Genomic DNA, 24,035 nt, shown 5'->3' with positions numbered 1-24,035 from the left:
AGACAGGGACAGATGTCAGCGCCGCCGTGGCCCGGAAGTTTTTACGGTCCCTGGATCAGAGCTGTGCGCCCGACAGACGCTCCACCGCGCGCAGCAGCGCCGAGTGGTCGAGGCCGCCGTCGCCCTGGGCGCGCAGCGACGCGACCAACTGGGCCACCACGGCGCCTACGGGCAGGGCCGCGCCGACGTTGCGGGCCGCGTCCGTGACGATGCCCATGTCCTTGTGGTGCAGGTCGATCCGGAAGCCCGGCTTGAAGTCGCGGTTGAGGAAGTTGTCCTTCTTCCGCGTCAGCACGGTGGACCCCGCGAGCCCGCCGTTGAGGACATCGAGGGCGGCAGCCAGGTCCACGCCCGACTTCTCCAGGAAGACCACGGCCTCCGCGCACGCCTGGATGTTCACGGCGACGATCAGCTGGTTGGCGGCCTTCACGGTCTGGCCCGAGCCGTGCGGACCGCACAGCACGATGGTCCGGCCGAGCGCGTCGAAGATCGGCTCGGCCTCCTCGAAGTCGGACTGTCCGCCGCCGACCATGATGGACAGCACGGCCTCGACCGCACCGGCCTCACCGCCGGACACGGGAGCGTCCAGGACCCGAATTCCCTTGTCCACGGCCGCCTTTGCCAGGTCGACCGAGGTCTGCGGGGTGATCGACGACATGTCGATCAGCAGGGTGCCGGCCCGCGCGTTCTCCAGGATGCCGTCCGGGCCGTAGGCGATGGCCTCGACCTGGGGGGACGCGGGCACCATCGTGATCACCACGTCGGCGTCCCGCACGGCCTCGGCGATGGAACCGGCCGCGGTGCCGCCGGCGGCGGTCAGGCGGTCCAACTTGTCCTGTTCCAGGGTGAATCCGGTGACGTCGTAACCCGCCTTGATCAGGTTCTCGGACATGGGGGAGCCCATGATGCCGAGGCCTATCCACGCGATCTTGGGGAGATTGCTCATGGGTGCCTCTCTTGCTGCAACTGCTGTGCGATGTCGGGGAGTTCAGCGCGCGTCGCGCGGGAGCCAGTCGAAGGCCTCGGCGCTCGGGCGGTCGCCGGGCTTGTACTCCAGGCCCACCCAGCCGTCGTAACCGGCCTTCCTCAACTGGTCGAGGAGGTCTTCCAGGGGGAGCGTGCCGGTGCCGGGGGCGCCGCGGCCCGGGTTGTCCGCGATCTGCACATGGCCGGTCTTCGCCGCGAACCGCTCGATCACGGACGGGAGTTCCTCGCCGTTCATGGACAGGTGGTAGAGGTCCATGAGGAAGCGCGCGTTGCCGAGACCGGACGCGGCGTTCACCTTGTCGACGACTCCCACGGCGGCGGGGGCGCTGACGAGCGGGTACAGCGGCGACTCGGGCTTGTTGAGGGCCTCGATCAGCAGCACCGCACCGATCCGGTCGGCGGCGCGGGCCGCGAGGACCAGGTTCTCCAGCGCGAGCGCGTCCTGCTCGGCCGGGTCGACGCCGGCCACGCGGTTGCCGTAGAGCGCGTTGAGAGCCGTGGCGCCGAGTGAGTGGGCGAAGTCGGCGGCCACGTCGATGTTCGCGCGGAACTTCTCCGACTCCTCGCCGGGGAGCGACAGGGCGCCGCGGTCCGGGCCGGGGAGCTGTCCGGCGTAGAAGTTCAGGCCGGTGAGCTGGACGCCCGCGTCCTCCAACGCCTGCTTGAGCGAGTCGAGTCGGGACTGCTCGGGGGTGGGGGAGTCGACCCAGGGCCACCACAGCTCGACCGCGGTGAAGCCGGCCGCGGCGGCGGCCGCGGGGCGCTCCAGGAGCGGGAGTTCGGTGAAGAGGATCGACAGGTTGACGTTGAAGCGCTGGTCTGCGCCTGTGTCCCATTCGAAAGCCGGCATGGGGGTCGCGCTCCCTTCCGTGTCGGGTGCTGCCTTCAGATTCCGTATTGCGGAATATAGTTTCTGCTTAATGGAAGATTGCCGTCGGGTGTCGGAGCTTGTCAAGAGGGCTCGGCGGAAAACGGCACCGCGCGTTAGGTTGTGCCCGTGCGATTGCGAGTGGAGTTCACGACAGAGCCCTTCGACCTGGACGAGGCGCCCGAGCATGCGCTGGTGGCCCGGGAGGTCATCGAGGCGGCGGAGCTGGACGCCGTGGACGTCGGGCCGTTCGGCAACACGGTCGAGGGCGGCACCGACGCGGTGCTCACCGCCGTCGACGCGCTGCTGCGCAGGACCCTGGAGGCCGGCGCCACCCGGGTCTCGCTCCAGCTCAACGTGATCGGCGAGGGTGACCGGTGACCGGCATCGGGGACGAGCCGTTCATCACGGCCGTGAAGCCGCTGGTCGACGCGATGGGCGGCGAGATGCTCCCGCCCGACGAGGCCGGCCCCGACGACGTCGTGCTCGCCTGGGAGGGCGCCGACGTGGTCGCCGTACGCCTGCCGCAGCTCGCGGACTCGCTGGACCACATCCTGGCCGCCATGGAGCGCAAGAAGGGCAAGCCCCTCGCGGACCTGGACCGCAAGGCCAAGCAGGAGGTCGTACGGATACTGGAGGCGCGCGGCGCCTTCTCGGTACGACATGGAGTGGAGACCGTGGCGGGCGCCCTCGGGGTCAGCCGGTTCACCGTGTACAACTACCTGAACCGTGAGAAAGACGCCTGAGCTGAACTGCGAGAAGGGCGGCTGAGCTGGGCCTTGGGGTGCGTGGTCGGGGCGGGCGCGAGGGGAGCTGGGCCCCGTTGGCGGCTTGGGCAGGCCGGTGGGCCGGATTCGGGCGGGTGCGCTGGTCGTCGTGACGGGTTCCGCCCGGGCCTCTCGGGTGTGCCCGATGCCGCCGCTGTCCAGCCCACTCCTTCTCGCCGGCGCGACTCCGCCCGCAGGCGCCCGCCGGAAGCCGTCACGCTCGTCGGCGCCCATCCCCCCAGGCGGGTCCCGCGGCTTTGTTACCCGGAATTTTCAACAAAGTGTTGACGTGGTGTTTCGCAGGGCGTTAGCTACTGGGCAGCCCGTTCAGCACAAGGCCACGGAGGCTGCCGTGACTTCGACTTCCACGCCGCCGGGGCTCGTCCGGTTCAACGTCCTGGAGGAGCACGCCGCGTTCGCCGCTCTCCTTGAGGCGTGTGCCTCCACGGCGTGGGCGCGGCGGCTGCTCGCCGCCCGTCCGTACGCCGGCCCCGAGGACCTGTACGCCGCCAGCGACTCCGCGACGGCGGACCTGACCGCCGACGACCTGGCCGAGGCGATGGCCGGTCACCCGCCGATCGGCCGCCCCAAGCCCGGCGACCCCACCTCCGCCCGCGAACAGCGCGGCATGACGGGCGCCTCCGAGGACCTCAGGGCGGAGATGCTCGACCTCAACCTGTCGTACCAGGAGAAGTTCGGCCATGTCTTCCTGATCTGCGCCACCGGCCGGACCGGCGAGCAGATGCGCGACGCGGTCGAGGAACGGATCGGCAACTCGCCGGAGCGGGAACGCGAGATCGTCCGCACCGAGCTGGGCAAGATCAACCGCATCCGGCTCGCCCGCATCGTCGAAGAGGAAGCCCGAGCATGAGCACCAGCACCACCGCCTCGGTGTCCACGCACATCCTGGACACGAGCGTCGGCCGCCCCGCCGAGGGCGTCGCCGTCCAACTCGACGCCCGCAGCGGCCCGTTGGGAGAGTGGCAGCCGCTCGGTGGCTCCGCCACCGACGCGGACGGGCGGTGCAAGGACCTCCCCGCGCTGCCGGAGGGCACCACACACGTACGGCTCGACTTCGCCGTAGAGCCGTATTTCGAAAAGAAGCAAGCCGATGCGCAGCAGGACGCCCCCGCGAATCGGGACAGCGATGCGACCGGAGTGTTCTTTCCCGAGGTGGCGATCACCTTCGCCGTGAAGCCCGGTGAGCACTACCACGTACCGCTGCTGCTCAACCCGTTCGGCTACTCCGTTTACCGAGGGAGCTAGCAGACATGCCCACGATCCTGGGACAGAACCAGTACGGCAAGGCCGAGAACCGAGTCGTCAAGATCACGCGGGACGGCGCCACCCATCACATCAAGGACCTCAACGTGTCCGTGTCGCTGAGCGGCGACATGGACGAGGTCCACTACTCCGGCTCCAACGCCAACGTGCTGCCGACCGACACCACCAAGAACACGGTGTACGCGTTCGCCAAGGAGCACGGCATCGAGTCCGCCGAGCAGTTCGGCATCCACCTCGCCCGGCACTTCGTGACCTCGCAGGAGCCGATCAAGACCGCGCGCGTCCGCATCGAGGAGTACTCCTGGGAGCGGATCGACACCTCGGACGCCAACTCCCAGTTCATCGGCGCCGACGAGGTCAAGCACTCCTTCGTCCGCAAGGGCCAGGAGACCCGGGTCACCCAGATCACCTACGACGGTGAGTCCTGGGAGGTCATTTCCGGACTCAAGGACCTCGTCGTGATGAACTCGACCAACTCCGAGTTCTGGGGCTACGTCAAGGACAAGTACACGACGCTCCCCGAGGCCTACGACCGCATCCTGGCCACCCAGGTCTCCGCCCGCTGGCGCTTCAACTGGTCCGACGACGAGCAGAAGACGCCGAGTTGGGAGAAGTCCTACGAGCAGGTGAGGAAGCACATGCTCCAGGCCTTCGCCGAGACGTACTCGCTGTCGCTCCAGCAGACCCTGTATCAAATGGGTTCGCGGATCATCGACAACCGCAGCGAGATAGACGAGGTCCGCTTCTCCCTCCCCAACAAGCACCATTTCCTTGTGGACTTGGAGCCGTTCGGGCTGAAGAACGACAATGAGGTGTACTTCGCCGCCGACCGGCCCTACGGCCTGATCGAGGCGACGGTCCTGCGGGACGGCTGCGAGCCGAAGATCCCGGTGGATCTCACCAACCTCTGAGCAACTCCCTCTGGACCGGCGCCCTTTCGGCCGGTTCACTCGCGGCACCCGTGGCCCGCCCGTCCCGTGCGGGCCGCGGTACTCAAATCCCGGGGTCCTGCCGTGCCCATTCCGCAGAGTGAACAGGACGAACCATGGCAGCAGTTCAGCGCATCGTCATCGAGAACTGTTCGATCGCGACCGTCGATGCCGACGACACGGAGTACGCCACCGGTCACCTCGTCGTCGCCGGCAACCGCATCGAGTCCCTCGGCGCGGGACGGGCCCCCGAGGGCCTGGAGAACGTCGTACGCCGCATCGACGCGTCGGGCCACCTGGTGACACCGGGTCTGGTCAACACCCACCACCACTTCTACCAGTGGATCACCCGGGGCCTGGCCACCGACCACAACCTCTTCGACTGGCTCGTCGCGCTGTACCCGACCTGGGCGCGCATCGACGAGCAGATGGTCCGCGCCGCCGCGCAGGGTTCCCTCGCGATGATGGCCCGCGGCGGTGTGACCACCGCGCTGGACCACCACTATGTCTTCCCCGAGGGCTCCGGCGACCTCTCCGGCGCCATCATCGGCGCCGCCCGCGAGATGGGTGTCCGCTTCACCCTGGCCCGCGGCTCCATGGACCGCAGCGAGAAGGACGGCGGGCTGCCCCCGGACTTCGCCGTCGAGACCCTCGAAGGCGCGCTGGCCGCGACCGAGGCGACGGTACGGGAGCACCACGACGCCTCCTTCGACGCGATGACGCAGGTCGCCGTCGCGCCCTGCTCGCCCTTCTCCGTCTCCACCGAACTCATGCGTGAGGGCGCCGAGTTGGCGCGGCGGCTCGGCGTACGGCTGCACACGCACGGCTCGGAGACGGTCGAGGAGGAGCAGTTCTGCAAGGAGTTGTTCGGCATGGGCCCGACCGACTACTTCGAGTCCACCGGCTGGCTCGGCGAGGACGTGTGGATGGCGCACTGCGTCCACATGAACGACTCCGACATCGCCGCCTTCGCCCGGACGAAGACCGGCGTCGCCCACTGTCCGTCCTCCAACGCCCGGCTCGCGGCCGGTATCGCCCGCGTCCCCGACATGCTCGCCGCCGGCGTCCCGGTCGGCCTCGGCGTCGACGGCACCGCGTCCAACGAGTCCGGTGAACTCCACACCGAGCTGCGCAATGCCCTCCTCATCAACCGTCTCGGCGCCCACCGCGAAGCGGCCCTCAACGCCCGTCAGGCCCTCCGCCTCGGAACGTACGGCGGCGCCCAAGTCCTGGGCCGCGCACGCGAGATCGGCTCCCTGGAACCGGGCAAGCTCGCCGACCTGGTGCTGTGGAAGCTGGACACGCTGGCCCACGCCTCGATCGCCGACCCGGTGACCGCGCTGGTCTTCGGCGCGGCGGCCCCGGTCACCGCGTCGTTCGTGAACGGCCGTCAGATCGTCGAGGATAACCGCCTGTTGCACGTCGACGAGGACGCGATCGCCCGTTCCACGCGGGAGGAAGCCCGACGACTGGCGCGGATCGCCGCGCAGGGCTGACCCGGTCCGGCGTCAACCGCCGTACGAGGTCGACCAGTTGAAGAACTCCGGTCGAGGGGGACGGCCCTCGACCGGTGGCCGTGGCCGGGGCGTGCATGAAGGTGTGCGCCCCGGAACGGCCTTACCCACCCTGCCCATTGGGTTCCGTCCCGGTCCCGCACGACCGCGCACCACCTCCTGAAACCCACGTCAGAGCCGACGTGTTACCCGCCCGGAGGAGCCGCCGTGACCACCCACCCCGTCGTTCATCCAGTCGACGAGAAACTCCCCGCACTCAAGATGGCCACCACGGGCCTGCAGCACGTGGCCGCCATGTACGCGGGAGTCGTCGCCCCGCCGCTGATCGTCGGCGCGGCCGTCGGCCTCTCCGGCACCGAACTCACCTTCCTCACCGGCGCCTGCCTTTTCACCGCGGGCCTCGCCACCTTCCTGCAGACCCTCGGGATCTGGAAGATCGGCGCCCGGCTGCCGTTCGTCAACGGCGTCACCTTCGCCGGAGTCGCCCCGATGACCGCGATCGTGGCCTCCACCAAGGACAAGGCCGACGCACTGCCCGTCATCTTCGGCGCGGTGATCGTCGCCGGCCTCCTAGGCTTCCTCGCCGCGCCCTTCTTCAGCAAGGCCGTCCGCTTCTTCCCGCCGGTCGTCACCGGCACCGTCATCACCCTCATAGGCGTGTCCCTGCTGCCCGTTGCCTTCGGCTGGGCACAGGGACCCGACCCCTCGGCACACGACTACGGTTCGCGGACGTACCTGGGCCTCGCCGCCGCCACCCTCGTCGTCGTCCTGGTCCTCCGCCGCTTCACCCGGGGCTTCGTCAAGCAAATAGCAGTCCTGCTCGGCCTGTTGATCGGCACCCTCCTCGCGATCCCCTTCGGGGCAACGGACTTCAGCCCGGTCGCGGACGCCGACGTCATCGGCTTCCCGAGCCCGTTCCACTTCGGCGCACCCCAGTTCCAGGTCGCCGCGATCATCTCGATGTGTGTGGTCATGGTGGTCTCGATGACCGAATCCACCGCGGACATGCTGGCGTTGGGCGAGATCGTCGAACGCCCGGCGGACGAACGGACCATCGCCGCGGGCCTGCGCGCGGACACCCTCGGCTCGGCCCTCAGCCCCCTCTTCAACGGCTTCATGTGCAGCGCCTTCGCCCAGAACATCGGCCTCGTCGCCATGACCCGCATCCGCAGCCGGTACGTCGTCGCCACCGGCGGCGGCTTCCTGGTGCTGATGGGCCTGTGCCCGATGGCCGCGTCGCTCATCGCCGTCGTACCGCGCCCGGTCCTGGGCGGAGCGGGCGTCGTCCTGTTCGGCTCGGTCGCCGCGAGCGGCATCCAGACCCTGGTCAAGGCAGGCCTGGAGCGGGACGACAACATCCTGATCGTGGCTGTCTCGCTGGCCGTCGGCATCATCCCGATCACGGCGCCGGACTTCTACCACGCCTTCCCGCAGACCGTGCGGATCGTGCTCGACTCGGGCATCTCCACGGGCTGCGTCGCCGCGGTGGCGCTCAACCTGGTCTTCAACCACCTCGGCCGGGCCCGCGAACAGGTCAGGGGTACGACCGAGGCCGTACCCCTCGCCCGTCAGCCGATCTCGTAACTGTCCCCGTACACCTTCCACTTGAGCGGCGGATCCAGGTCGAGGTCGCCCTTCTTCAGGAACACCCGCTGTGCCGTCTCGACCCGGGTCACGTCGCTGTGCGCCTCCTCCTGCTTCATCGCCCAGACGCGGGCGTCGAGGAAGGCGTCGAGATACGTCGTCTCGTTGCCGCCCTCGGTGGGAGTGGCCGCGTGCTTGCGGGCCCGGGCGCGGATGCCGCCGAAGCAGACCGGGTCCGTGCCCGGGCCGTGCATCACCATCGCGTCGTAGTAGACGAACTGCCCGAGCGTGCCGACCCCGTCCTTCTTGGCACGCGCCACGGCCGGGTCGAAGTAGCCGCGGTCCCGCTCGTCGCGCTGCGCCTCGCGGAACGCGGCGGACGTCCGCGCGGCCTTCCGCCACGCCGCTGGGAACCCCGGGGCCAGCCCCTTGTGCGAGGCGGTGCCGTCCACGGCGCGCAGCGCGGGCAGATAGCCGGCGAGGACATTGCCCGGAGCCCGCTTCGTGTACAGCTCGACGAGGGCGAGCATGTCGCTGGTACCGGAGCAGAAGCCGATGATCCCGCCGGTGTAGCCGCGGCCGTCGCCGATGTCCTCGATGTACGCGTACTGCGCCTCCCAGTCCAGGGAGGAGTTCTCCGCGCTCGACACCAGCCGCATCGCGATGTCCTTCTTCGCGGGCGCGTCGAGCCCCGCCGCACCGTCCGTCGAGGCCTCGGCGGACGCCCACTGGCTCGTGACCGCCGCCGTACCGAGGGCTGCGAGCAGGGTGCGGCGGGTGGCTTTTCTTCGGAAGAACGGCACGTCGACTCCAAGGCGGGCGCGGTACACGGCAACTGTGAAAGGCAGCCGAGACTCGCGCGTCAACTTGGGAAAGCCGTGGGGTGGCGTTAGCAGGTCGCTGTGAATTCCCCGGCCACGCCATGAGGTTGGCGAACAACTCGGCCTGGCACGCAGGGGGAGTTGGGCCTTCGTCGCGTACAGCGTCTGCATGTCGAGACCGAACTCGGCGAGAGCGACGGCGGGTTCGGCCCCCTCGCGTTGGAGCCGGTCACGATCGAGCCCGCTGACCGCCAGGGCCTCCGGCACGAACTCCTTGCTGATCGGCCGCAGTTCACGGTAGAAGGTCAGCTTCTCCGGATCCGCCCCGGTGAACCCCTCGGCGTCCTGGACACCGGCGACGGCCGCGCCGAAGCTCAGCATGGAGTATGGCCCCGGGATCGGGCCGTCGGCTTCGATGTCGACGGAGATGTAGAGGCCGGGTTTGACGCGTCGGGCGGCCATGGCATCGGAGCATCGCAGGTGGGCGGCGGCGGCCGCATCTGGAACTCGGGCGTATCCGTGTTCAGCCGCGCCGGACCGACTGGCAGGGCATGGCCGCCGGTAGCCGTCCCGTGAAGTACGACCGGGGCGGGACACCCATCAGGGTGCGGAAGTCGGAGGTCATGTGGGACTGGTCGTAGTAGCCGGTGACGGTGGCGAGCTGGGCCCAGGAGAGCTCAGTGGCGTGCGCCAGCACCGCGCGGACGCGGTTGATACGGGCGTAGTGCTTGGGGGAGAGGCCGACCCCCTCGGCGAACAGGTTGCGCAACTGCCGCTCGCTGACGGCGAGTTCACGGGCCACGTCGGTCACCGGTCCGGGCAGGTGCCCGGTGCGGATCGACATCGCGTCGACGCCGGCCCGCACGAGGCCGGTGCGCGAGGAGTCCGCGACGGCGGTGAGCCGCGCGGGGAGCACCTCCGCGAGCCGCTCCACCGTCCGCTCGGGGTCCGCGTCCAACCACCGCAGTTCGTCGGCCAGTTGGCGGGCCTTCCCGCCGGGCAGGTCGCCCAGGACCACGGCCCGGCCGACGAGGTCGACCGCCGGAACACCCAGCAGCGGCAGCGTGGTGCCCGGAGCCAGCCGTACCTCCACACAGGACACGAGGGGCTTGCCCGCGTGGTACGTGGCCCGGACGCGCGGCCCGACGACAAGGACGCTGCGCCGGCCGTTCCCCTCGACCCGCACGACCACTTTCGTGTCCGCGTCCGGGAGATGGACGAACGGCTCCTTCGGCACGGCGTCGATCCGCAGCGCGCCGACGCGCGCGATCCAGGGGCGCAGTTCGTCGGGCACGGGCACGGCCCACTGGGACAGGGCGTTCGTCACCCCTCCACGGTAAGCGCGCAGCCGGGCCGCACACCGTCCCCGAACGTGCCGGAATCTCCTAGAACCAAGGCCGCTTCCCCGCCCACTGTGGTGGCCATGATCCTAGTGACGGGTGCCACGGGCACCATCGGCAGTGAAGTCGTACGACAGCTCGCGGCGCGCGGCGAGAAGGTGCGCGCCCTGACCCGGGACCCCGCAAAGGCCCATGTCCCGACGGGAGTTGAGACGGCGCTGGGCCACCACGCCGACCCGGCCTCGGTGGAGACGGCGATGACCGGCGTCGAAGTCGCTTTCCTCGTAGGGGTGTTCGGGCCGGACGACTCCGCGCACGACCGGGCTCTCGTCGAGGCGGCACGGGCGGCGGGCGTACGCCGCATCGTGAAGCTCTCCGGAATCGGCGCCGGCGACCCCGCCGTCGGGCCGGTCGGCACCTGGCACGTACCCGGTGAACAGGCCGTGCGGGACAGCGGGTTGGAGTGGACGATCCTGCGCCCCTCGGCCTTCGCCTCGAACACGCTGGGCTGGGCGGCATCCGTACGTGCGGGCAGCCCGATACCGAACACGAGCGGCGACGGCGGCCAGGGGGTCGTCGATCCGCGCGATGTGTCCGAGGTGGCGGCGGCCGCCCTCCTCGACCCGGGCCACTCGGGACGGACGTACACCCTCACCGGCCCCGAGGTGCTCAGCGTCCCGGCCCAGGCCGCCGTCCTCGCCGAGATCCTCGGGCGTCCGGTCGCGGTGCGCGGCCTGTCCTCGGCCGAGGCGCGCGAGTATCTGCTCGGGCTGGGCTTCAGCGACACGTTCATCGATGCCTCCGAGATCAGCAGGGGGTTCGTCCGGGAGGGCGGCAACGAGGTCGTGACCGGTGACGTACGGGAGGTTCTGGGCCGCCCGGCGCGGAGTTACCGGGAGTGGGCCCAGGACCACAAGGGTGCGTTCGGGGAGGGCTGACCGGTGACCTGAGCGGAGGCGGGCGCGTCAGACCTGCCCCAGCCCCTGCCTCCGCTCCTTGCCCGACCTCAGGACCACCGACGCCAGCACCAGGGCGGCCACCGCGATCAACGCGCCAGCCCGGAAGGCCAGTTGGTACCCCTCCGCAGTCGCCGGGATCAACTCCCCACCCCGGGTGAGCAGTCCGTCGGTCCGGCCCGCCGCCAGTGTCGACAGCACCGCCAGCCCCAGTGAACCGCCCACCACCTGGGTCGTGTTGAAGAGCCCGGAGGCCAGTCCCGCGTCCTCCTCCCGCGCCCCCGACATGGCGAGCCCGGTCAGCGCGGGCATCGCGGCGGCGAACCCGGCGGCCAGCAGGAGCAGCGGCGGCAGTACGTCCGTGACGTAGGAGCCGTCGGCGGGGGCACGGCCGAGCAGCGCCATTCCGGCGATGATGAGGACCAGCCCGGCCAGCAGAACCCGGTAGGCGCCGAAGCGGCCGATGGTCCGTGCCGACAGGCCCAGCATCAGGACCCCGATCGCGACCGGCGCCGGAAGGAAGGCCGTCCCGGTGAGCAACTCGCTGTAGCCGAGCACCCGTTGGACGTACAGCGCACCGACGAACTGGAAGCCGAACATCGTGCCGATCATCAGGATCTGCACGGCGTTCGCCCCGGTCAGGAGCCGGGAGCGGAACAGTCGTAGGCGGAGCAGCGGGCGGGCGGCCCGGGCCTGGCGGACGGTGAAGGCGACGAAGAGGGCCAGGGCGAGGGCGGCCAGCAACAGGGTGGCGGTGAGGGGGCGGTCGCCGGTGCCGACGATGACGTACACCGTGAGCATCAGCGCGCCGGTGACCAGCGCGGCTCCGGGGTAGTCGGCGCCTTTGCCGAGTCCGGCGCCCTGTTCCGGGGCGAGGACGCGGACGGCCGCGAGCCATGCCACGATCCCGATCGGGAGGTTGATGAGGAAAATCCAGTGCCAGTTCAGGGCCTGGGTCAGCGCCCCGCCGAGGAAGGTGCCGAGTGCCCCGCCCCCGGCGCCGACCGCGCTGAACAGCGCGATGGCGCGGGCCTGTTCGCGGGGTTCGGGGAAGAGCGCGACCAGCATCCCGAGGACCACCGCCGAGGCCATCGCCCCGCCGACACCCTGCACGGCCCGGGCGGCGATCAGCATCCCCTGGCTCGTCGCGACCCCGCACAGGACGGAGGCCGCGGTGAACACGGCGAGCCCCGCCGCGAACATCCGCTTGCGGCCCACCAGATCGCCCAACCGGCCGACGAGGAGGAGCAGTCCGCCGAACGGGATCAGATACGCGTTGACGACCCAGGCGAGCCCCGGCCCCGAGAAACCGAGGTCGTTCTGGATCGCGGGCATGGCGACGGTGACGATGTTGCCGTCCAGGATCGTCATCAACGTCCCCGCGCACAGGACGACGAGGGACGCCCAGCGGGAGTACGTCCGGGGCGCCGGGCGCGACCGTGTTGTCTTCGACTCGGACTCGGTGAGTGCCGTCATGGCGGCCTGACCTCCGTGAATATCCATAGGAACCATAGGTGCACGACTTGTAACGGGGTACATCGTCAGGAACCATGGAGGTCGTCGTAAGGAGGCACTTCGATGTCCCAGGGGAACACCGGTGTTACCGCGCAGGTCGTGAACGCGCACGCCTGTCCGGTCCGCGAAGTTCTTGACAGGGTCTCCGGCAAATGGAGCGTGCAGATCCTGGTCGCGGCGGCCCACGGACCCATCCGCTTCACCGAGTTGGAGCGCAGCATCGAGGGCATCAGCCGCCGCATGCTGACCCTCACCCTGCGCAACCTGGAGCGCGACGGACTCGTCACCCGCACCGTGCACCCGACGGTGCCACCGAAGGTCGAGTACGAACTCACCCCGGTGGCCCGGGAGTTGCACGAAACCCTGCTACGGCTGACGGACTGGGCGGAGCGCAACCGCGTCTACATCGCGGAGTCCCGTGCGGCCTACGACACCGAGCGCGGGCCGGAGCGGTCCCGGTAGTCCGGGCAGCCCTGGTAGCCCCGGTTCAGATCCCGAACAGGGCCGGATCCGTGGTCAACTTCTTGAAGAACTCCCGCGGTTGCGCGACGAGCTTGCGCTTTTCGAGGTCCAGCAGTCCGCCGACCGACGCGACCTCGGCGGAGACCGTGCCGTCCGCCTTGGCGATCGTCTGCAGGACCCGGAACGTCTTGCCCTCGCCCCACTCGAAGGCGCAGCTCACCTCGACGTCCTCGCCGGCGCGCAGTTCGCGGAGATAGCGGATGGTCGTCTTCAGGACGACCGGCCCGATCCCCTGGGCGAGCAACTCGGCCTGGCCCACTCCCGCAGCCTCCAGCAGGGCCCAGCGGGCATGCTCGGAGTACTGCAGATACACGCTCTGGTTGAGGTGTCCCAGGCTGTCGGTCTCGTATCCGCGGACGGTCACCGGGACGGAAAACGGCTCGCTCACTGCGTTCCCTTCTCGCACTGACGGACGATCTGCCCAACCGATCTTGGCATGCCTTTCAGGTCCGGTCAGGTCCGTTCACGTCCGTCGCGGCGAGGCAAGGAGATAACTCGCCCCTGTCCGCGGCTCCTTGTGCTCGCTCACCTGCCAGCCCGCCCGCTCCAGCGTGCCCGCGCAGGCGCGCAGCGTCTCCCCGTCCGGGTCGCGCACGGCGACGGCCTCCGGCTGCGGGGTCGTACGTACTCGGTAGCCCTCCAAGTCCCCTCCGGCGGGCCGGAGTCCGGCCGCCTCCAGAGCCAGCGCGGCGGCCTGCACCAGATGGGTCCGCTCCCAGCCGCACGGCCGCTCCACGGAACCGTCCGGATTCGTCATCCGGCGCAGCTCCAGCAACCCCTGCCAGGCGCTGTTCACTTCGCGGGTGCGAGCCGGACCGGTGGCGGCTGTCGTCTCCTCGCCCCCGATACGAGCCGCGAACACCCCGGCATTCGTGGGGACTTCCACGACGGGCTCGTCGACTTCCGGCGCGGACTCCCGTATTCGATGCCCCGCCGGAGTCAGAAAGTGGGCGTGCGGCGGTCGCGGGTGCCGGAACGCCAGCCCCCGTTTCACCAGCGCGGTCAGCTGCGCCTCCGTACCCCGCAGCCGTCCGGTGACGGGATCGGCGGCGTCGATGACACGCCGCTGCGCGGCGGTCGGCGGTCGTGTCACGGCGTGCTCCTTCCCGTCCTGCGGTCTGTTGGGACGCCCCCCACGCGTCCTGTTCGAAGGTTACGACGGGGGTCTGACATTCCAGGCGGCGATGACCGGCCGCCCGTGCTCCGTGCTCAGCCGGCACAGCGTCCCGGTCGCGAGCTGGAACAACGCGCCCTTCGACGGCGGCAGTCCGAGCCACCGCGCGGTGAGCACCCGTAGGAAATGGCCGTGTGCCACCAGGACCACCACGCCCTCGGTGTTGGCGAGGGCCGCGTCCACCTTGGCCAGCACACGGTCGGCGCGCTGCCCCACCTGCTCCGGGCTCTCCCCGGGATGGTCCGGCGGTCCGGGCGCGACCCCGTCGGTGAACAGGAACCAGTCCGGCCGGGTGCGCTGGATCTCGACGGTGGTGATGCCCTCGTAGCCGCCGTAGTCCCACTCGCGCAGATCCACATCGATCCGTACGTCCGTCAGTCCGATCAGCTCGGCGGTCTCGCGGGCCCGCTGCAAGGGGCTGGCGAACGCGGCGCCGACCCGGTGCGAGCGGATCAGCGGCACCAGACCGTGCGCCTCGTCCCGCCCCTTCGCGGTCAGCGGGACATCGGTCCAGCCGGTGTGCCGCCCCGACCGGGACCATTCGGTCTCTCCGTGCCGTACGAGGAAAAGATCGCCCATACCTCACAGGCTATGGGCCCACTGCTCCAACGTCGCGAAATCGCTCCCGCGCAGACCCCTGCGCGGGTCCACCCGGAGCAGCAGCGCCGGCCCGTCGTGGTGCGCCTCGACATGCCGTACGTCCAGGTCGGTGATCAGGTCGTCGACCCAGACGAAGGGGCGGCCGGCCGCCCAGGTCACGATCTGCCGGGTCTTCCAGTAGAGGCCGTCCGGGGCCTTGGCGAACAGGTGGGTGAACTCGATCACCGGCAGGTCGCCGGGGAGCCCGACCGCCGGCGCGATCAGCTCGTTGGCCTGGTGCATCCAGGTGGTGGCCCAGGCGGGCTCGTACGGCAGCGCCAGTATTCGCCTGCCGTGCCCCGGGTGCAGGCGGACCCGCAGCCCGCGCCGCAGTCGCCGGGAGCCGGGCGGCTGCCGGGCCGACCAGTTCGTCGGCCAGAGCCGGTGGGTGACATAGCCGCGGTGGCGCAGGAACGCGGCGCCGTACGGGTTGAGGGGACCGTCGACGTCGAGGAGCAGCAGGGGGCGGTCGGTCATGCGGTGGAGTTACCCGGGGCGGAGCGCCCGTAGCTGTCTGATCGGCTGCTACTGCCGATACCCGCCCAAGAAGCGCCCGATCCGGCCGATCGCCGCCTCCAGGTCGTCCGCGTACGGCAGCGTGAGGATGCGGAAGTGGTCGGGGGTCGGCCAGTTGAAGCCCGTGCCCTGGACCACCTGGATCTTCTCCCGGAGCAGCAGGTCCAGGACGAACTTCTCGTCGTCGTGGATCTTGTGCACCTTGGGGTCGAGCCGGGGGAACGCGTACAGCGCGCCCTTCGGCTTCACGCAGGACACCCCGGGGATCTCGTTCAGTTTTTCCCACACCACGTTGCGCTGTTCGTGCAGTCGGCCGCCGGGGACGGTCAGGTCGCGGATGGACTGGCGACCGCCGAGCGCGGCCTGGATGGCGTACTGCGCGGGCGCGTTGGGGCACAGTCGCATGGAGGCCAGCATCGTCAGGCCCTCCAGGTAGTTCTTGGCGTGCTGCTTCGGGCCCGTGACCACCAGCCAGCCCGAGCGGAAGCCGGCCACCCGGTACGTCTTCGACAGCCCGCAGAAGGTGAGGACGACCAGGTCGGGGGCGAGCGCGGCGGCCGAGTGGTGCACGGCGTCGTCGTAGAGGATCTGGTCGTAGATCTCGTCGGCGAAGACCATCAGGCCGTGGCGGCGGGCGAGGTCGAGGATGCCCTCGATGATCTCCTTGGGGTAGACGGCGCCGGTGGGGTTGTTCGGGTTGATGATGACGACGGCCTTGGTGCGGTCGGTGATCTTCGCCGCCATGTCGTCCAGGTCCGGGTACCAGTCGGCCTGTTCGTCGCAGAGGTAGTGCACCGCCTTGCCGCCGCTGAGGGTCGTCACCGCCGTCCAGAGCGGGAAGTCCGGGGCGGGGATGAGGATTTCGTCGCCGTCCTCCAGCAGTGCCTGTACGGCCATGGAGACCAGCTCGGAGACGCCGTTGCCGAGGAACACGTCGTCTACGTCCACCTCCAGGCCCAGGGTCTGGTAGCGCTGGGCGACCGCGCGGCGGGCCGAGAGGATGCCGCGGGAGTCCGTGTAGCCGTGGGCCTGGGGGAGCATCCGGATCATGTCCTGGATGATCTCCTCGGGCGCCTCGAAGCCGAAGAGCGCGGGGTTGCCGGTGTTCAGCCGCAGGACGCTGTGGCCTGCCTCCTCCAGTGCGTTCGCGTGCTCGATCACCGGACCGCGGATCTCGTAACAGACCTCGCTGAGCTTGCTCGACTGCCGGAACTCCATTGCGCCCTCGCCCCATCGGGTTCGTGTGTTGCTTGGTTTTACCAAGTTCGAGCTTGGAAAGTCCAACAACATGTCTAGACTGCGTCGCATGTCACCTCGCCGAAGCTACGACCAGTACTGTTCCGCGGCCCGGGCGCTCGACCTCGTCGGCGACCGCTGGACCCTGCTGATCGTCCGCGAACTCCTCGCCGGCCCGCGCCGCTACACGGACCTGCACGCCGATCTGCCGGGTGTCAGCACGGACGTACTCGCCTCACGGCTGAAGGACATGGAGAGGGACGGGCTCACCACCCGGCGGCGGCTGCCGCCTCCCGGAGCGGTCTACGTCTACGAACTCACCGGTCGGGGGCGGGAGTTGCTGCCCGTCCTCCAGGCCCTCGGTGCGTGGGGCGCGCCCGAGCTGGGGGAGCGACGGCCCACGGACGCGGTACGCGCGCACTGGTTCGCGCTGCCGTTGCTGCGGGCGCTGGAGGGTGAGGGGCTGGTCGAAGTCCGGCTGGAGGAAGGGGAGTTCCATGTGTACGCGGGGGTGGAGCGGGACGGGGCGGTCTATGGAGAAGGGCCCGCTCCCCGGGAGCCCGACGCCCGTCTCGTGCTCGACGTCGACACGTGTACGGCCGTCGCGCAGGGGGAGTTGAGCCTTCCCGGCGCGGTGCGCGCCGGGCGCGTCGAGGTGACCGGCGACGGCACGCTCGCGAAGGCGTTGCGGGAGGCCTGAGCCGAGACCTGAGACGGCAGAAGGCCCGCCATGAGCGGGCCTTCTGATGATCTGTCACAAAGTTACATGCCGGGCGGTGGAACCCGCCTCGGCCGCCCCGATCCCCGGGTCAGCGCATACCCGCCGATCCCCGCGAGCGCGGCCAGTACGCCGCCCACACCGGTCCACACCCAGCGGTCGGACCACCAACCGGAGGACCAGCCGCCATCGGGCTCGATGCTCGACAGTGCCGCCGAAGTCGACGACGAACTGTCCTCATCGGACGCCGACTTCACCGCGATCCCCGGTGTCAGCGGCTGTGCCAGCGAACCGTCCACCGCCGCCGAACCGCCGATGTCCTTGGAGTCCACCCGCACCTCGGTGCTCACCGGGAGGCCCAGGTCCGAGGACGGGAGATCCACGACCGTCAGCCGGACGTAGTACGTGCCCGGCAGCGGGTCGTTGGCCCAGGTCTCCGACCAGGCACGGACGGTACGCAGCGTGCACGCCAGGTCCAGGGAGGCCGAGTCCTGCGCGGCGGTGCGCGTCGCGGCCCCGTACTGACAGGCCTGACGGCGCCGCAGTCCGTCGTAGACGTCGAGCTGCCAGGTCTCGCCCGCGTGGGTGTCCGGCAGCTTCACCGTCGCCTTGACGGTGGGGCGTTGGCCGGCGTCCGCGGCGAACGACCAGTACAGGTAGTCGCCCGTGGAGCCGCTCGCGGTGGCCTGCCGGTCCTGGTCGAGCTCCGTCGCCGTACGGAAGGAGGTGCCGGCCTGGGTGGGTGCCGAGCTGTCGTCGGAGGGGCTCGCGGACGGTGAGGAGTCCGCCACCGCGGGGCCCGCCGCCAGTCCCGCCATCAGCAGGGCCGTGCTCAACACGCGTGTGATCCGCATCAGTTGGTCCTCCAGACCGCGAGGCGCCAGCGTGACACCCAGCCCCACAGCAGACCGGCGACGAAGCCGGTCAGCACGAGTGCGCCGAGGAGCCACCAGCCGCGGCCGAGGCCGAAGGAGGCCACGTCGCTCGCCTTGCTGGACCCGTCCACGACGTCCACGGTGAGTTCGAGGGGCAGACCGGGGGTGGTCTTCACCCCGGAGGCCGCCGAGAAGGAGTTGGTGACCTGCAGACACACGGTCTCGGCCGGGGCGTTGTCGTCGTCGCTCTCCGCCTTCGGATAGCGCAGTCCGGTGGAGACGACGTCCGTACGGCCGTTGCCCGTGCCCTCGCCGCGCACGATCTCGCGGCCGTGCACGGTGACCGCCCGCAGCAACACCCCGAAGTCCGGGTTCACTTCACGGTCCGCCCCCACGCTCACCGAAGCGCGCAGCTCCTGACCGGGGTTGACGTCCACGCGGTAGAAGCGATGCTTGCCGAACTCCTCGCGGTCCGTGTACAGACCGGACTTGAGGGTCGGGGCGCTGGTGCACTGCGCGGTGCCTTCGGTGGCGACCGGGGTCACCACCGGGTCGGCGGCGCGGTCCACCAACTGGCCCACACGGTCGGAGAGTTCCTCCTTGTGCTGCACGGAGGTGTACGTCCCGCCGGTCGCGTCCGCGATGCAGCTGAGCTGGTCGCGGGTCTTGGCGTCCGGCACCAGACCCAGCGTGTCGATGGTCAGGCCGATGCCCTTGGCCGCGATCTCGCGGGCCACCTCGCACGGGTCCAGCGGCTGGCAGGTGTCCTCGCCGTCGCTGATCAGGACGATACGGCGGGTGCCGTCACCGCCGTTCAGGTCGTCCGCCGCCTTCAGCAGCGCCGGACCGATGGGCGTCCAGCCGGTGGGCGTGAGCGTCGCGACCGCGGTCTTGGCCTCGGTGCGGTTCAGGGTGCCCACCGGGTACAGCTGCGCGGTGTCCTTGCAGCCCGTCTTCCGGTCGTTACCGTGGTAGTTGGCGCCCAACGTGCGGATGCCGAGCTGCACTTCCTCGGGTGTCGCGTCGAGCACCTCGTTGAACGCCTGCTTCGCCGCTGCCATGCGCGAGCCGCCGTCCATGTCCTTGGCGCTCATGGAACCGCTGACGTCCAGCACGAGTTCGACCTTGGGGGAGGCCGCGGAGTCCGTCTCGTCGGCGACCGCTCCGGCCGGGAAGGCGACCCCGGCCGTGAGGGTGGCGAGCAGGGCACAGATCCCCGCCGCCAGCCGTTGTCTTGTGATCATCGCCGGATCCTATTGATCAGATGGACCGGGCTCCAAAACGAGCGGGTTGGGCAGCCCGGTCCACTGGTCTCCGGGCAGCTCCGGCGAAAGCCGCATAAGCGTCAACGCCTTGCTCGGCAGCGGCTGTTCGAGCAGCGTGCGCAGGTCCGGCGTACGCGGCAGATCCGGTACGACGGCCGCCAGCGCCGCCCTGAGCGCCGTACCGGAACCCGCCGTACTCGCGAGCGCACCTGCCACCAGGGATCCGAACAGCTTGCGCCGCAGGGTGAGTTCGTCGTCGGTGACGATGCGTCCGCTCAGTTCGGGTACTGGAAGCCCTTGCTCGGCAAGGCGCTTGGGGCTGACGCGGATGTCGGCGAGATCGCGGTAGACCAGGCGCAGAGGGGCACCCGTCCGGTCCAGCACCACCAGCAGGTTCTGACCGTGGGCCTCAAGGGCCACACCGGACTCCAGCAGTCGCAGACAGACGACGAGGGCGAGACGCGTGAACTCGGCCAGCCAGGCGGGCGATCGGGGCAGGTCGGTGACCGCGAGGGCGGCCACCGGCAGAACCCGCTCGCCAGCTTCCGTGTCCGCGTACGTCTGCGGTGACTCACGCAACACGGCCGCGAGATCCGGGGAGTTGGCGGTGACCGCGCCCAGCGTGCGGGTGACGTGCAACAGGCCGTCCGAGCGCGCCGCCAGTGTCTCCCCGAACGCCGACAACGTCGCCGACAGGCCGATCGAGTAGACCGAGATGTCCCGCACCGAGGAGGTCAGCCGAGCACTCAGCGCGGTCTTGACGTGCGGCCCGTCCGACAGGGCCAGGGTCCGCAGGGACATCAGCGGATGCGCGTCGACCGGACCCTCCCCCGTCCGCTTCAGCACATGCGCCGCCTGCCACGGGTGCGCCGGGATCAACAGCCGCCCCCCGTCCCGCATTTCGCCCGGCCACACCCCCGTCACCAGACACTCCTCCGCCCCCACCGGCACCGACCCCAGGGCCACCACAGGCCGGTGCTCGGGGCCGTACGCGAGCTGCTCGGCCACCGAGAACCCGGGCCGGGAGCGGCAGTTGGGGTGGAAGGGGTGCCCGTCGACGATCCGCTGCTCCCACTCCCAGTCGCGCGCCGGCCAATCCTCCGATGAGGCGGGCTGGTTGGCCCGGGACAGTGCCAACGAGGCGACGCTGTGCCCGAGTTCGGCCGCGAACCCGGTCCCGTGCGGCACCGTGAGGTCGGTCATCAGCCGCGCCGGATCGTCGTAGGCGATGTCATCGAGGTGGACGACGGTGACGTAGGCGTCGGTCGCGTAGGGATCGGCGCGCGGCCCCCGCAGCGCCCGCCCGTCGGAGAGCCGCAGGACGGGGCCCGGCGCCCGGCCGACGATCCACGGGAGCGGCTCATAGGCGAGCGCTCGCCACAGTCGGGTGAGTACCGCCGCACGAGCGCCGGGCAGTTCGGCCGCGTACCGTTGTACGAGGTCGGGACGTACGGCGGCGAGTTCCTCGGCGACCTCGGCCTCGGGAAGCTGGGGACGGTCCACGGTCGACTCCTCGGGTGCGGACGGGGCGTCATGATCGGTGACGACGAGAGACTTGGCGGCGGGACACCGCGCGACGAGAGACATACTGATCGCGATCGCATGACACGGACTTAGGGAACGAATGGATCCCGTCGACTTCACACCCCCGGGCGACGACGTGACGGAGCGCGCCGACGCGTACGCGGCCGCGCCCCTGCTCAACTGTCTGCTGCGGGAGGTGGCCCGGCCGCTCCCGGACCCGGGAGAGCGACGGGCGTACCGGCTGCCGGGGACCGGCCGGCTGCTGCGGGTGCGCGGCGAGCGGCGGCCCGCCGAACCCGAGGTGTACGCGGACGGCGACTGGCAGCCCGTGGGCCACACCGAACTCGTGAAACTCGTCGCCGACGAACTGCGCCGGCACACCGGGGTGTCCAACCACGAGCTGCCCGCCGAGATGACCGACAGCCGTGACGTGGTCGCCGCGCTGCTCAGCGCCCGCGACCGGGCGACGGCGCCGGACGACCCGTATCTCCGCTCCGAACAGTCCTTGATCACCGGCCATCCCTACCATCCCGCGCCCAAGGCGCGCGGCGGCGGCCCCGTCGCGGGCTGGCTGCCGTACGCCCCGGAGGCGTACGCCCGTTTCCCGCTGGTGCTGCTCGGGCTGCGCGAGGACGCGGTCGTGGAGGAGGGCGACGTCTCGGCCCTGGACGCCCTCGGCGAGGCCCCGCCCGGCTACCGGCTGCTGCCCGCGCACCCCTGGCAACTGGACCTCGTCGGCACCGGCCTCGCGGACGCCTTCGCGGACGGTCGGCTGATCCGGCTCGGCACGACGGCGACCTCGGTCTGGCCGACGGCGGCGATCCGCACGGTGTACAGCCCCGGGGCTGCGGAACGCGGGGGAGACCTGTTTCTCAAGTTCAGCCTCGATGTGCGCATCACCAACGACGTACGCCGGCTGTGGCGCCACGACCTGCTGAAACTTCACCGCACGGATACGGCCGTCCGTGAGGCCTTCGCCGCGATGGGCGGCCCGGCGGCCTGGCTGAGCGACCGCGGCTACCGCACCGCCGACTTCGCCTTCGAGGAACTCGCCGTCCTGGTCCGCGACGGCCTGCGCGACCACCTCCTGCCCGGCACGACCCCGCTCCTCGCCGCGGGCCTGGTGGAGGGCTTCGAGGGCAGCCCGCTCGACGGTACGGCCGACCCGGCGGCCTGGTGGGAGGCGTATCTGTGCCAGGTCGTACCGCCCGCGCTGACGGCGTTCGCCGACCACGGCGTCGTACTCGAAGCGCATCTGCAGAACACGCTGGTCGCCGTCGACGCGGACGGAACGCCCGTGCAGGCGCTGTACCGGGACGCGGAGGGCGTCAAGCTGCTGACGGACGTCGACCGGGCCGCCGGGTGGGAACGGCTGGTGTACTGCCTGGTCGTCAACAACCTCGTCGAGATCGCCGGAGCCCTCGCCGAGCACCACCCGAAGCTGGACCCCTGGCCTTTGGTTCGCGCCGAACTCGCCCGCCACGACCTCCCCGAGGTCACCGAACTCCTCGCCTCGCCCACCCTGCCCGGCAAGACGAATCTGCTGCTGCGCTGGACCGGGGCGGATGGCGCGGACGCGCGTTACCTGCCGTTGCGGAATCCGCTGGCGAGGTGAACGGGTGGCCCGGAGGAGCACCGTTGCGAGTGAAGGGCGGGCCGGAAGGGAACCGTTCCGGACCCGGTGACGTCATGAGCGGAGCACCTAGACTGATGGCCGGTATGGGGGAGCCTCGCGGCTGAATACCACCGCTCGACGGGGACGGGGGGCCGGGGCCGATGAGTTCCAACTGCCCTGCCGGAGAGGCGAGATGGGGGAGTCATGAAACCGCTCCAAGCGGGTGATCCCGCCTCTGTCGGGGAGGGCAGATACCGGCTGGTCGGACGGCTCGGCCAGGGCGGGATGGGTGTCGTCTACTTCGGCCGGTCGAGGTCGGGCCGGGCGGTGGCCGTCAAGGTCGTACGGCCCGAGCTGAGCACGGAACCGGGCTTCCGGCGCAGGTTCGCCGACGAGGTGGCCGCGGCCCGACGCGTCGGCGGCTTCCACACCGCGCCGGTCGTGGACGCGGACCCGCAGGGCGACCCGGCCTGGCTGGTGACGGCCTACGTCCCCGGACCCACGCTGCAGGCCGTCCTCGACCGGGTCGGCCCCCTTCCCGCGGACACCCTCACCGTGCTGGCAGCCGGCCTCGCCGAGGCGCTGGCGGCCATCCACCAGGCCGGGGTCATCCACCGCGACCTGAAACCCGCCAACATTATCGTCGCGGAGGACGGCCCCCGGGTCATCGACTTCGGCATCGCGCGCGCCCTCGACGGTACGGCCCTCACCCAGACCGGGTTCCAGATCGGCACCCTCGGCTTTCTCGCGCCTGAGCAGCTCACCGGGGGCGCGCTCACTCCCGCGGTGGACATGTTCGCCCTGGGCGTGGTGCTCGGCCAGGCGGCGGGCCGCGCTCCCTTCGGCGACGGGGTGGCGGCCGCCTGGCCCTACCGCGTCGTCCACGAACAGCCCGAACTCACGGACGTTCCCGGCCGGTTGCGCCCACTGGTCGCGGCCTGCCTGGCCAAGGACCCGCGGGATCGCCCCAGCCCGACGGAGTTCCTCGACCAACTGACGGTCCAGTACCCGTCGGACGCGTGGCTGCCCGCCGAGGCGACCGCGCTCGTACGGAGCCAGGAGCCGGCGGCGTATTTCGCGGCGGCGGATCGGGTGCCGGCCGGGCCCGCGGATCGCCCGCCGGCCGAGCCCGCTGACCGCCCGGTGGCCGCAGCCACGGATCTCCGGCCGGCCGCGCCCACCGATCCGCGTACCGCGATGTCGGCTTCGCCGGGGGGCGGTGAGGGGGTGGGTGGCCCGCCGGGGGGTGGTGACGGTTCGGGTTTTCCGCCGGTGATTGATGGAGGTTCGGGGTTCCCGCCGGTGGCTGATGCGGGTCCGGCGCTCCCGTCGGTGGTCGGTGAAGGTTCGGGTTCCCCGCCGGTGGTCGACGAGGGGCCGGTTGAC

At 70.5% G+C, this 24,035-nt stretch carries 25 protein-coding genes; 12 read left to right on the top strand and 13 right to left on the bottom strand.

What is annotated here, in order from left to right; all coding sequences use genetic code 11:
- Positions 1-55: 55 nt before the first annotated feature.
- Together ACFWP5_RS43295 and ACFWP5_RS43290 are read right to left on the bottom strand one after the other, a co-directional pair.
- On the bottom strand, positions 56-946 hold the full coding sequence (locus ACFWP5_RS43295; protein WP_384170133.1) for a 2-hydroxy-3-oxopropionate reductase: 891 nt from the start codon (positions 944-946) through the stop codon (positions 56-58).
- Positions 947-988: 42 nt separating this feature from the next.
- The gene (locus ACFWP5_RS43290; protein ID WP_384170131.1) at positions 989-1,837 is read right to left on the bottom strand and encodes a TIM barrel protein; all 849 of its coding nucleotides are present in this window, start codon (positions 1,835-1,837) and stop codon (positions 989-991) included.
- A 147-nt stretch (positions 1,838-1,984) separates the two neighbouring features.
- Between ACFWP5_RS43290 and ACFWP5_RS43285 the strand changes: the two genes are divergently transcribed.
- From ACFWP5_RS43285 to ACFWP5_RS43255, 7 genes are all read left to right on the top strand, one after another.
- Positions 1,985-2,236 carry a thiamine-binding protein gene (locus ACFWP5_RS43285; RefSeq protein WP_384170128.1) on the top strand — a complete coding sequence of 84 codons (252 nt, stop codon included), beginning with the start codon at positions 1,985-1,987 and terminating at the stop codon, positions 2,234-2,236.
- Positions 2,233-2,601, top strand: coding sequence for a helix-turn-helix domain-containing protein (locus ACFWP5_RS43280; protein ID WP_384170126.1), 369 nt, complete (start codon positions 2,233-2,235; stop codon positions 2,599-2,601). Before ACFWP5_RS43285 ends, ACFWP5_RS43280 begins: the two co-directional genes overlap by 4 nt.
- Before the next feature lie 373 nt (positions 2,602-2,974).
- Positions 2,975-3,493, top strand: coding sequence for a 2-oxo-4-hydroxy-4-carboxy-5-ureidoimidazoline decarboxylase (uraD, locus tag ACFWP5_RS43275; protein ID WP_384170124.1), 519 nt, complete (start codon positions 2,975-2,977; stop codon positions 3,491-3,493).
- The gene (gene uraH, locus ACFWP5_RS43270; RefSeq protein WP_384170121.1) at positions 3,490-3,888 is read left to right on the top strand and encodes a hydroxyisourate hydrolase; all 399 of its coding nucleotides are present in this window, start codon (positions 3,490-3,492) and stop codon (positions 3,886-3,888) included. Before uraD ends, uraH begins: the two co-directional genes overlap by 4 nt.
- A 5-nt stretch (positions 3,889-3,893) precedes the next feature.
- Positions 3,894-4,817, top strand: coding sequence for a factor-independent urate hydroxylase (gene pucL / locus ACFWP5_RS43265; protein WP_384170119.1), 924 nt, complete (start codon positions 3,894-3,896; stop codon positions 4,815-4,817).
- Positions 4,818-4,951: 134 nt separating this feature from the next.
- Positions 4,952-6,331: an 8-oxoguanine deaminase gene (locus ACFWP5_RS43260; RefSeq protein WP_384170117.1), complete on the top strand. Its 1,380-nt coding sequence runs from the start codon at positions 4,952-4,954 to the stop codon at positions 6,329-6,331.
- 225 nt (positions 6,332-6,556) lie between these two features.
- Positions 6,557-7,933, top strand: coding sequence for a nucleobase:cation symporter-2 family protein (locus tag ACFWP5_RS43255; protein WP_384170115.1), 1,377 nt, complete (start codon positions 6,557-6,559; stop codon positions 7,931-7,933).
- Here the strand turns inward: ACFWP5_RS43255 and ACFWP5_RS43250 are convergent.
- Positions 7,918-8,736 (bottom strand): chitosanase, encoded by an 819-nt coding sequence (locus ACFWP5_RS43250; protein ID WP_384170135.1) that lies wholly within the window; start codon positions 8,734-8,736, stop codon positions 7,918-7,920. The genes ACFWP5_RS43255 and ACFWP5_RS43250 overlap by 16 nt on opposite strands.
- Before the next feature lie 541 nt (positions 8,737-9,277).
- A complete protein-coding gene (locus ACFWP5_RS43245) occupies positions 9,278-10,081 on the bottom strand; it encodes a helix-turn-helix domain-containing protein (RefSeq protein ID WP_384170113.1) in 804 nt (267 codons plus the stop codon).
- A gap of 96 nt (positions 10,082-10,177) precedes the next feature.
- Here ACFWP5_RS43245 and ACFWP5_RS43240 point away from each other — a divergent pair, with 96 nt between their 5' ends.
- Positions 10,178-11,032 carry an SDR family oxidoreductase gene (locus ACFWP5_RS43240; protein ID WP_384170111.1) on the top strand — a complete coding sequence of 285 codons (855 nt, stop codon included), beginning with the start codon at positions 10,178-10,180 and terminating at the stop codon, positions 11,030-11,032.
- A 27-nt stretch (positions 11,033-11,059) separates the two neighbouring features.
- On the opposite strand, the gene ACFWP5_RS43235 is transcribed toward ACFWP5_RS43240, so the two are convergent.
- Positions 11,060-12,526 carry an MFS transporter gene (locus tag ACFWP5_RS43235; RefSeq protein WP_384170108.1) on the bottom strand — a complete coding sequence of 489 codons (1,467 nt, stop codon included), beginning with the start codon at positions 12,524-12,526 and terminating at the stop codon, positions 11,060-11,062.
- 102 nt (positions 12,527-12,628) lie between these two features.
- Between ACFWP5_RS43235 and ACFWP5_RS43230 the strand changes: the two genes are divergently transcribed.
- The gene (locus ACFWP5_RS43230; protein ID WP_384170106.1) at positions 12,629-13,027 is read left to right on the top strand and encodes a winged helix-turn-helix transcriptional regulator; all 399 of its coding nucleotides are present in this window, start codon (positions 12,629-12,631) and stop codon (positions 13,025-13,027) included.
- A gap of 25 nt (positions 13,028-13,052) precedes the next feature.
- On the opposite strand, the gene ACFWP5_RS43225 is transcribed toward ACFWP5_RS43230, so the two are convergent.
- From ACFWP5_RS43225 to ACFWP5_RS43205, 5 genes are all read right to left on the bottom strand, one after another.
- Complete coding sequence (locus ACFWP5_RS43225; protein ID WP_384170103.1) at positions 13,053-13,475, bottom strand: acyl-CoA thioesterase; 423 nt, start codon at positions 13,473-13,475, stop codon at positions 13,053-13,055.
- A 75-nt stretch (positions 13,476-13,550) separates the two neighbouring features.
- Complete coding sequence (locus tag ACFWP5_RS43220) at positions 13,551-14,180, bottom strand: hypothetical protein (protein WP_384170101.1); 630 nt, start codon at positions 14,178-14,180, stop codon at positions 13,551-13,553.
- A gap of 60 nt (positions 14,181-14,240) precedes the next feature.
- Positions 14,241-14,840 (bottom strand): histidine phosphatase family protein, encoded by a 600-nt coding sequence (locus tag ACFWP5_RS43215; RefSeq protein WP_384170099.1) that lies wholly within the window; start codon positions 14,838-14,840, stop codon positions 14,241-14,243.
- Positions 14,841-14,843: 3 nt separating this feature from the next.
- Positions 14,844-15,377: an HAD domain-containing protein gene (locus ACFWP5_RS43210; RefSeq protein ID WP_384170097.1), complete on the bottom strand. Its 534-nt coding sequence runs from the start codon at positions 15,375-15,377 to the stop codon at positions 14,844-14,846.
- A gap of 48 nt (positions 15,378-15,425) precedes the next feature.
- The gene (locus ACFWP5_RS43205; protein WP_019061942.1) at positions 15,426-16,634 is read right to left on the bottom strand and encodes a pyridoxal phosphate-dependent aminotransferase; all 1,209 of its coding nucleotides are present in this window, start codon (positions 16,632-16,634) and stop codon (positions 15,426-15,428) included.
- Between the two features lie 88 nt (positions 16,635-16,722).
- Here ACFWP5_RS43205 and ACFWP5_RS43200 point away from each other — a divergent pair, with 88 nt between their 5' ends.
- Positions 16,723-17,352: a winged helix-turn-helix transcriptional regulator gene (locus tag ACFWP5_RS43200; RefSeq protein WP_384170094.1), complete on the top strand. Its 630-nt coding sequence runs from the start codon at positions 16,723-16,725 to the stop codon at positions 17,350-17,352.
- Between the two features lie 62 nt (positions 17,353-17,414).
- Here the strand turns inward: ACFWP5_RS43200 and ACFWP5_RS43195 are convergent, their stop codons facing one another.
- The 3 genes from ACFWP5_RS43195 to ACFWP5_RS43185 are packed head-to-tail and all read right to left on the bottom strand — an operon-like array spanning position 17,415 to position 21,097.
- Complete coding sequence (locus ACFWP5_RS43195) at positions 17,415-18,224, bottom strand: hypothetical protein (protein WP_384170092.1); 810 nt, start codon at positions 18,222-18,224, stop codon at positions 17,415-17,417.
- Positions 18,224-19,489, bottom strand: a complete 1,266-nt coding sequence (locus ACFWP5_RS43190) for a VWA domain-containing protein (RefSeq protein ID WP_384170090.1) — start codon at positions 19,487-19,489, stop codon at positions 18,224-18,226. Before ACFWP5_RS43190 ends, ACFWP5_RS43195 begins: the two co-directional genes overlap by 1 nt.
- Before the next feature lie 9 nt (positions 19,490-19,498).
- Complete coding sequence (locus ACFWP5_RS43185) at positions 19,499-21,097, bottom strand: IucA/IucC family protein (protein ID WP_384170088.1); 1,599 nt, start codon at positions 21,095-21,097, stop codon at positions 19,499-19,501.
- Between the two features lie 37 nt (positions 21,098-21,134).
- Between ACFWP5_RS43185 and ACFWP5_RS43180 the strand changes: the two genes are divergently transcribed.
- The gene (locus ACFWP5_RS43180) at positions 21,135-22,649 is read left to right on the top strand and encodes an IucA/IucC family protein (RefSeq protein ID WP_384170086.1); all 1,515 of its coding nucleotides are present in this window, start codon (positions 21,135-21,137) and stop codon (positions 22,647-22,649) included.
- 204 nt (positions 22,650-22,853) lie between these two features.
- Positions 22,854-24,035: serine/threonine-protein kinase (locus tag ACFWP5_RS43175; RefSeq protein ID WP_384170083.1), on the top strand; the 1,182-nt coding region annotated here is incomplete at its 3' end.

This window comes from Streptomyces sp. NPDC058469 (genome assembly GCF_042721125.1).
Lineage (GTDB): Bacteria > Actinomycetota > Actinomycetes > Streptomycetales > Streptomycetaceae > Streptomyces.
The sequence above is the reverse complement of the archived record's forward strand: the minus strand, read 5'-3'. Positions and strand labels throughout refer to the sequence as shown.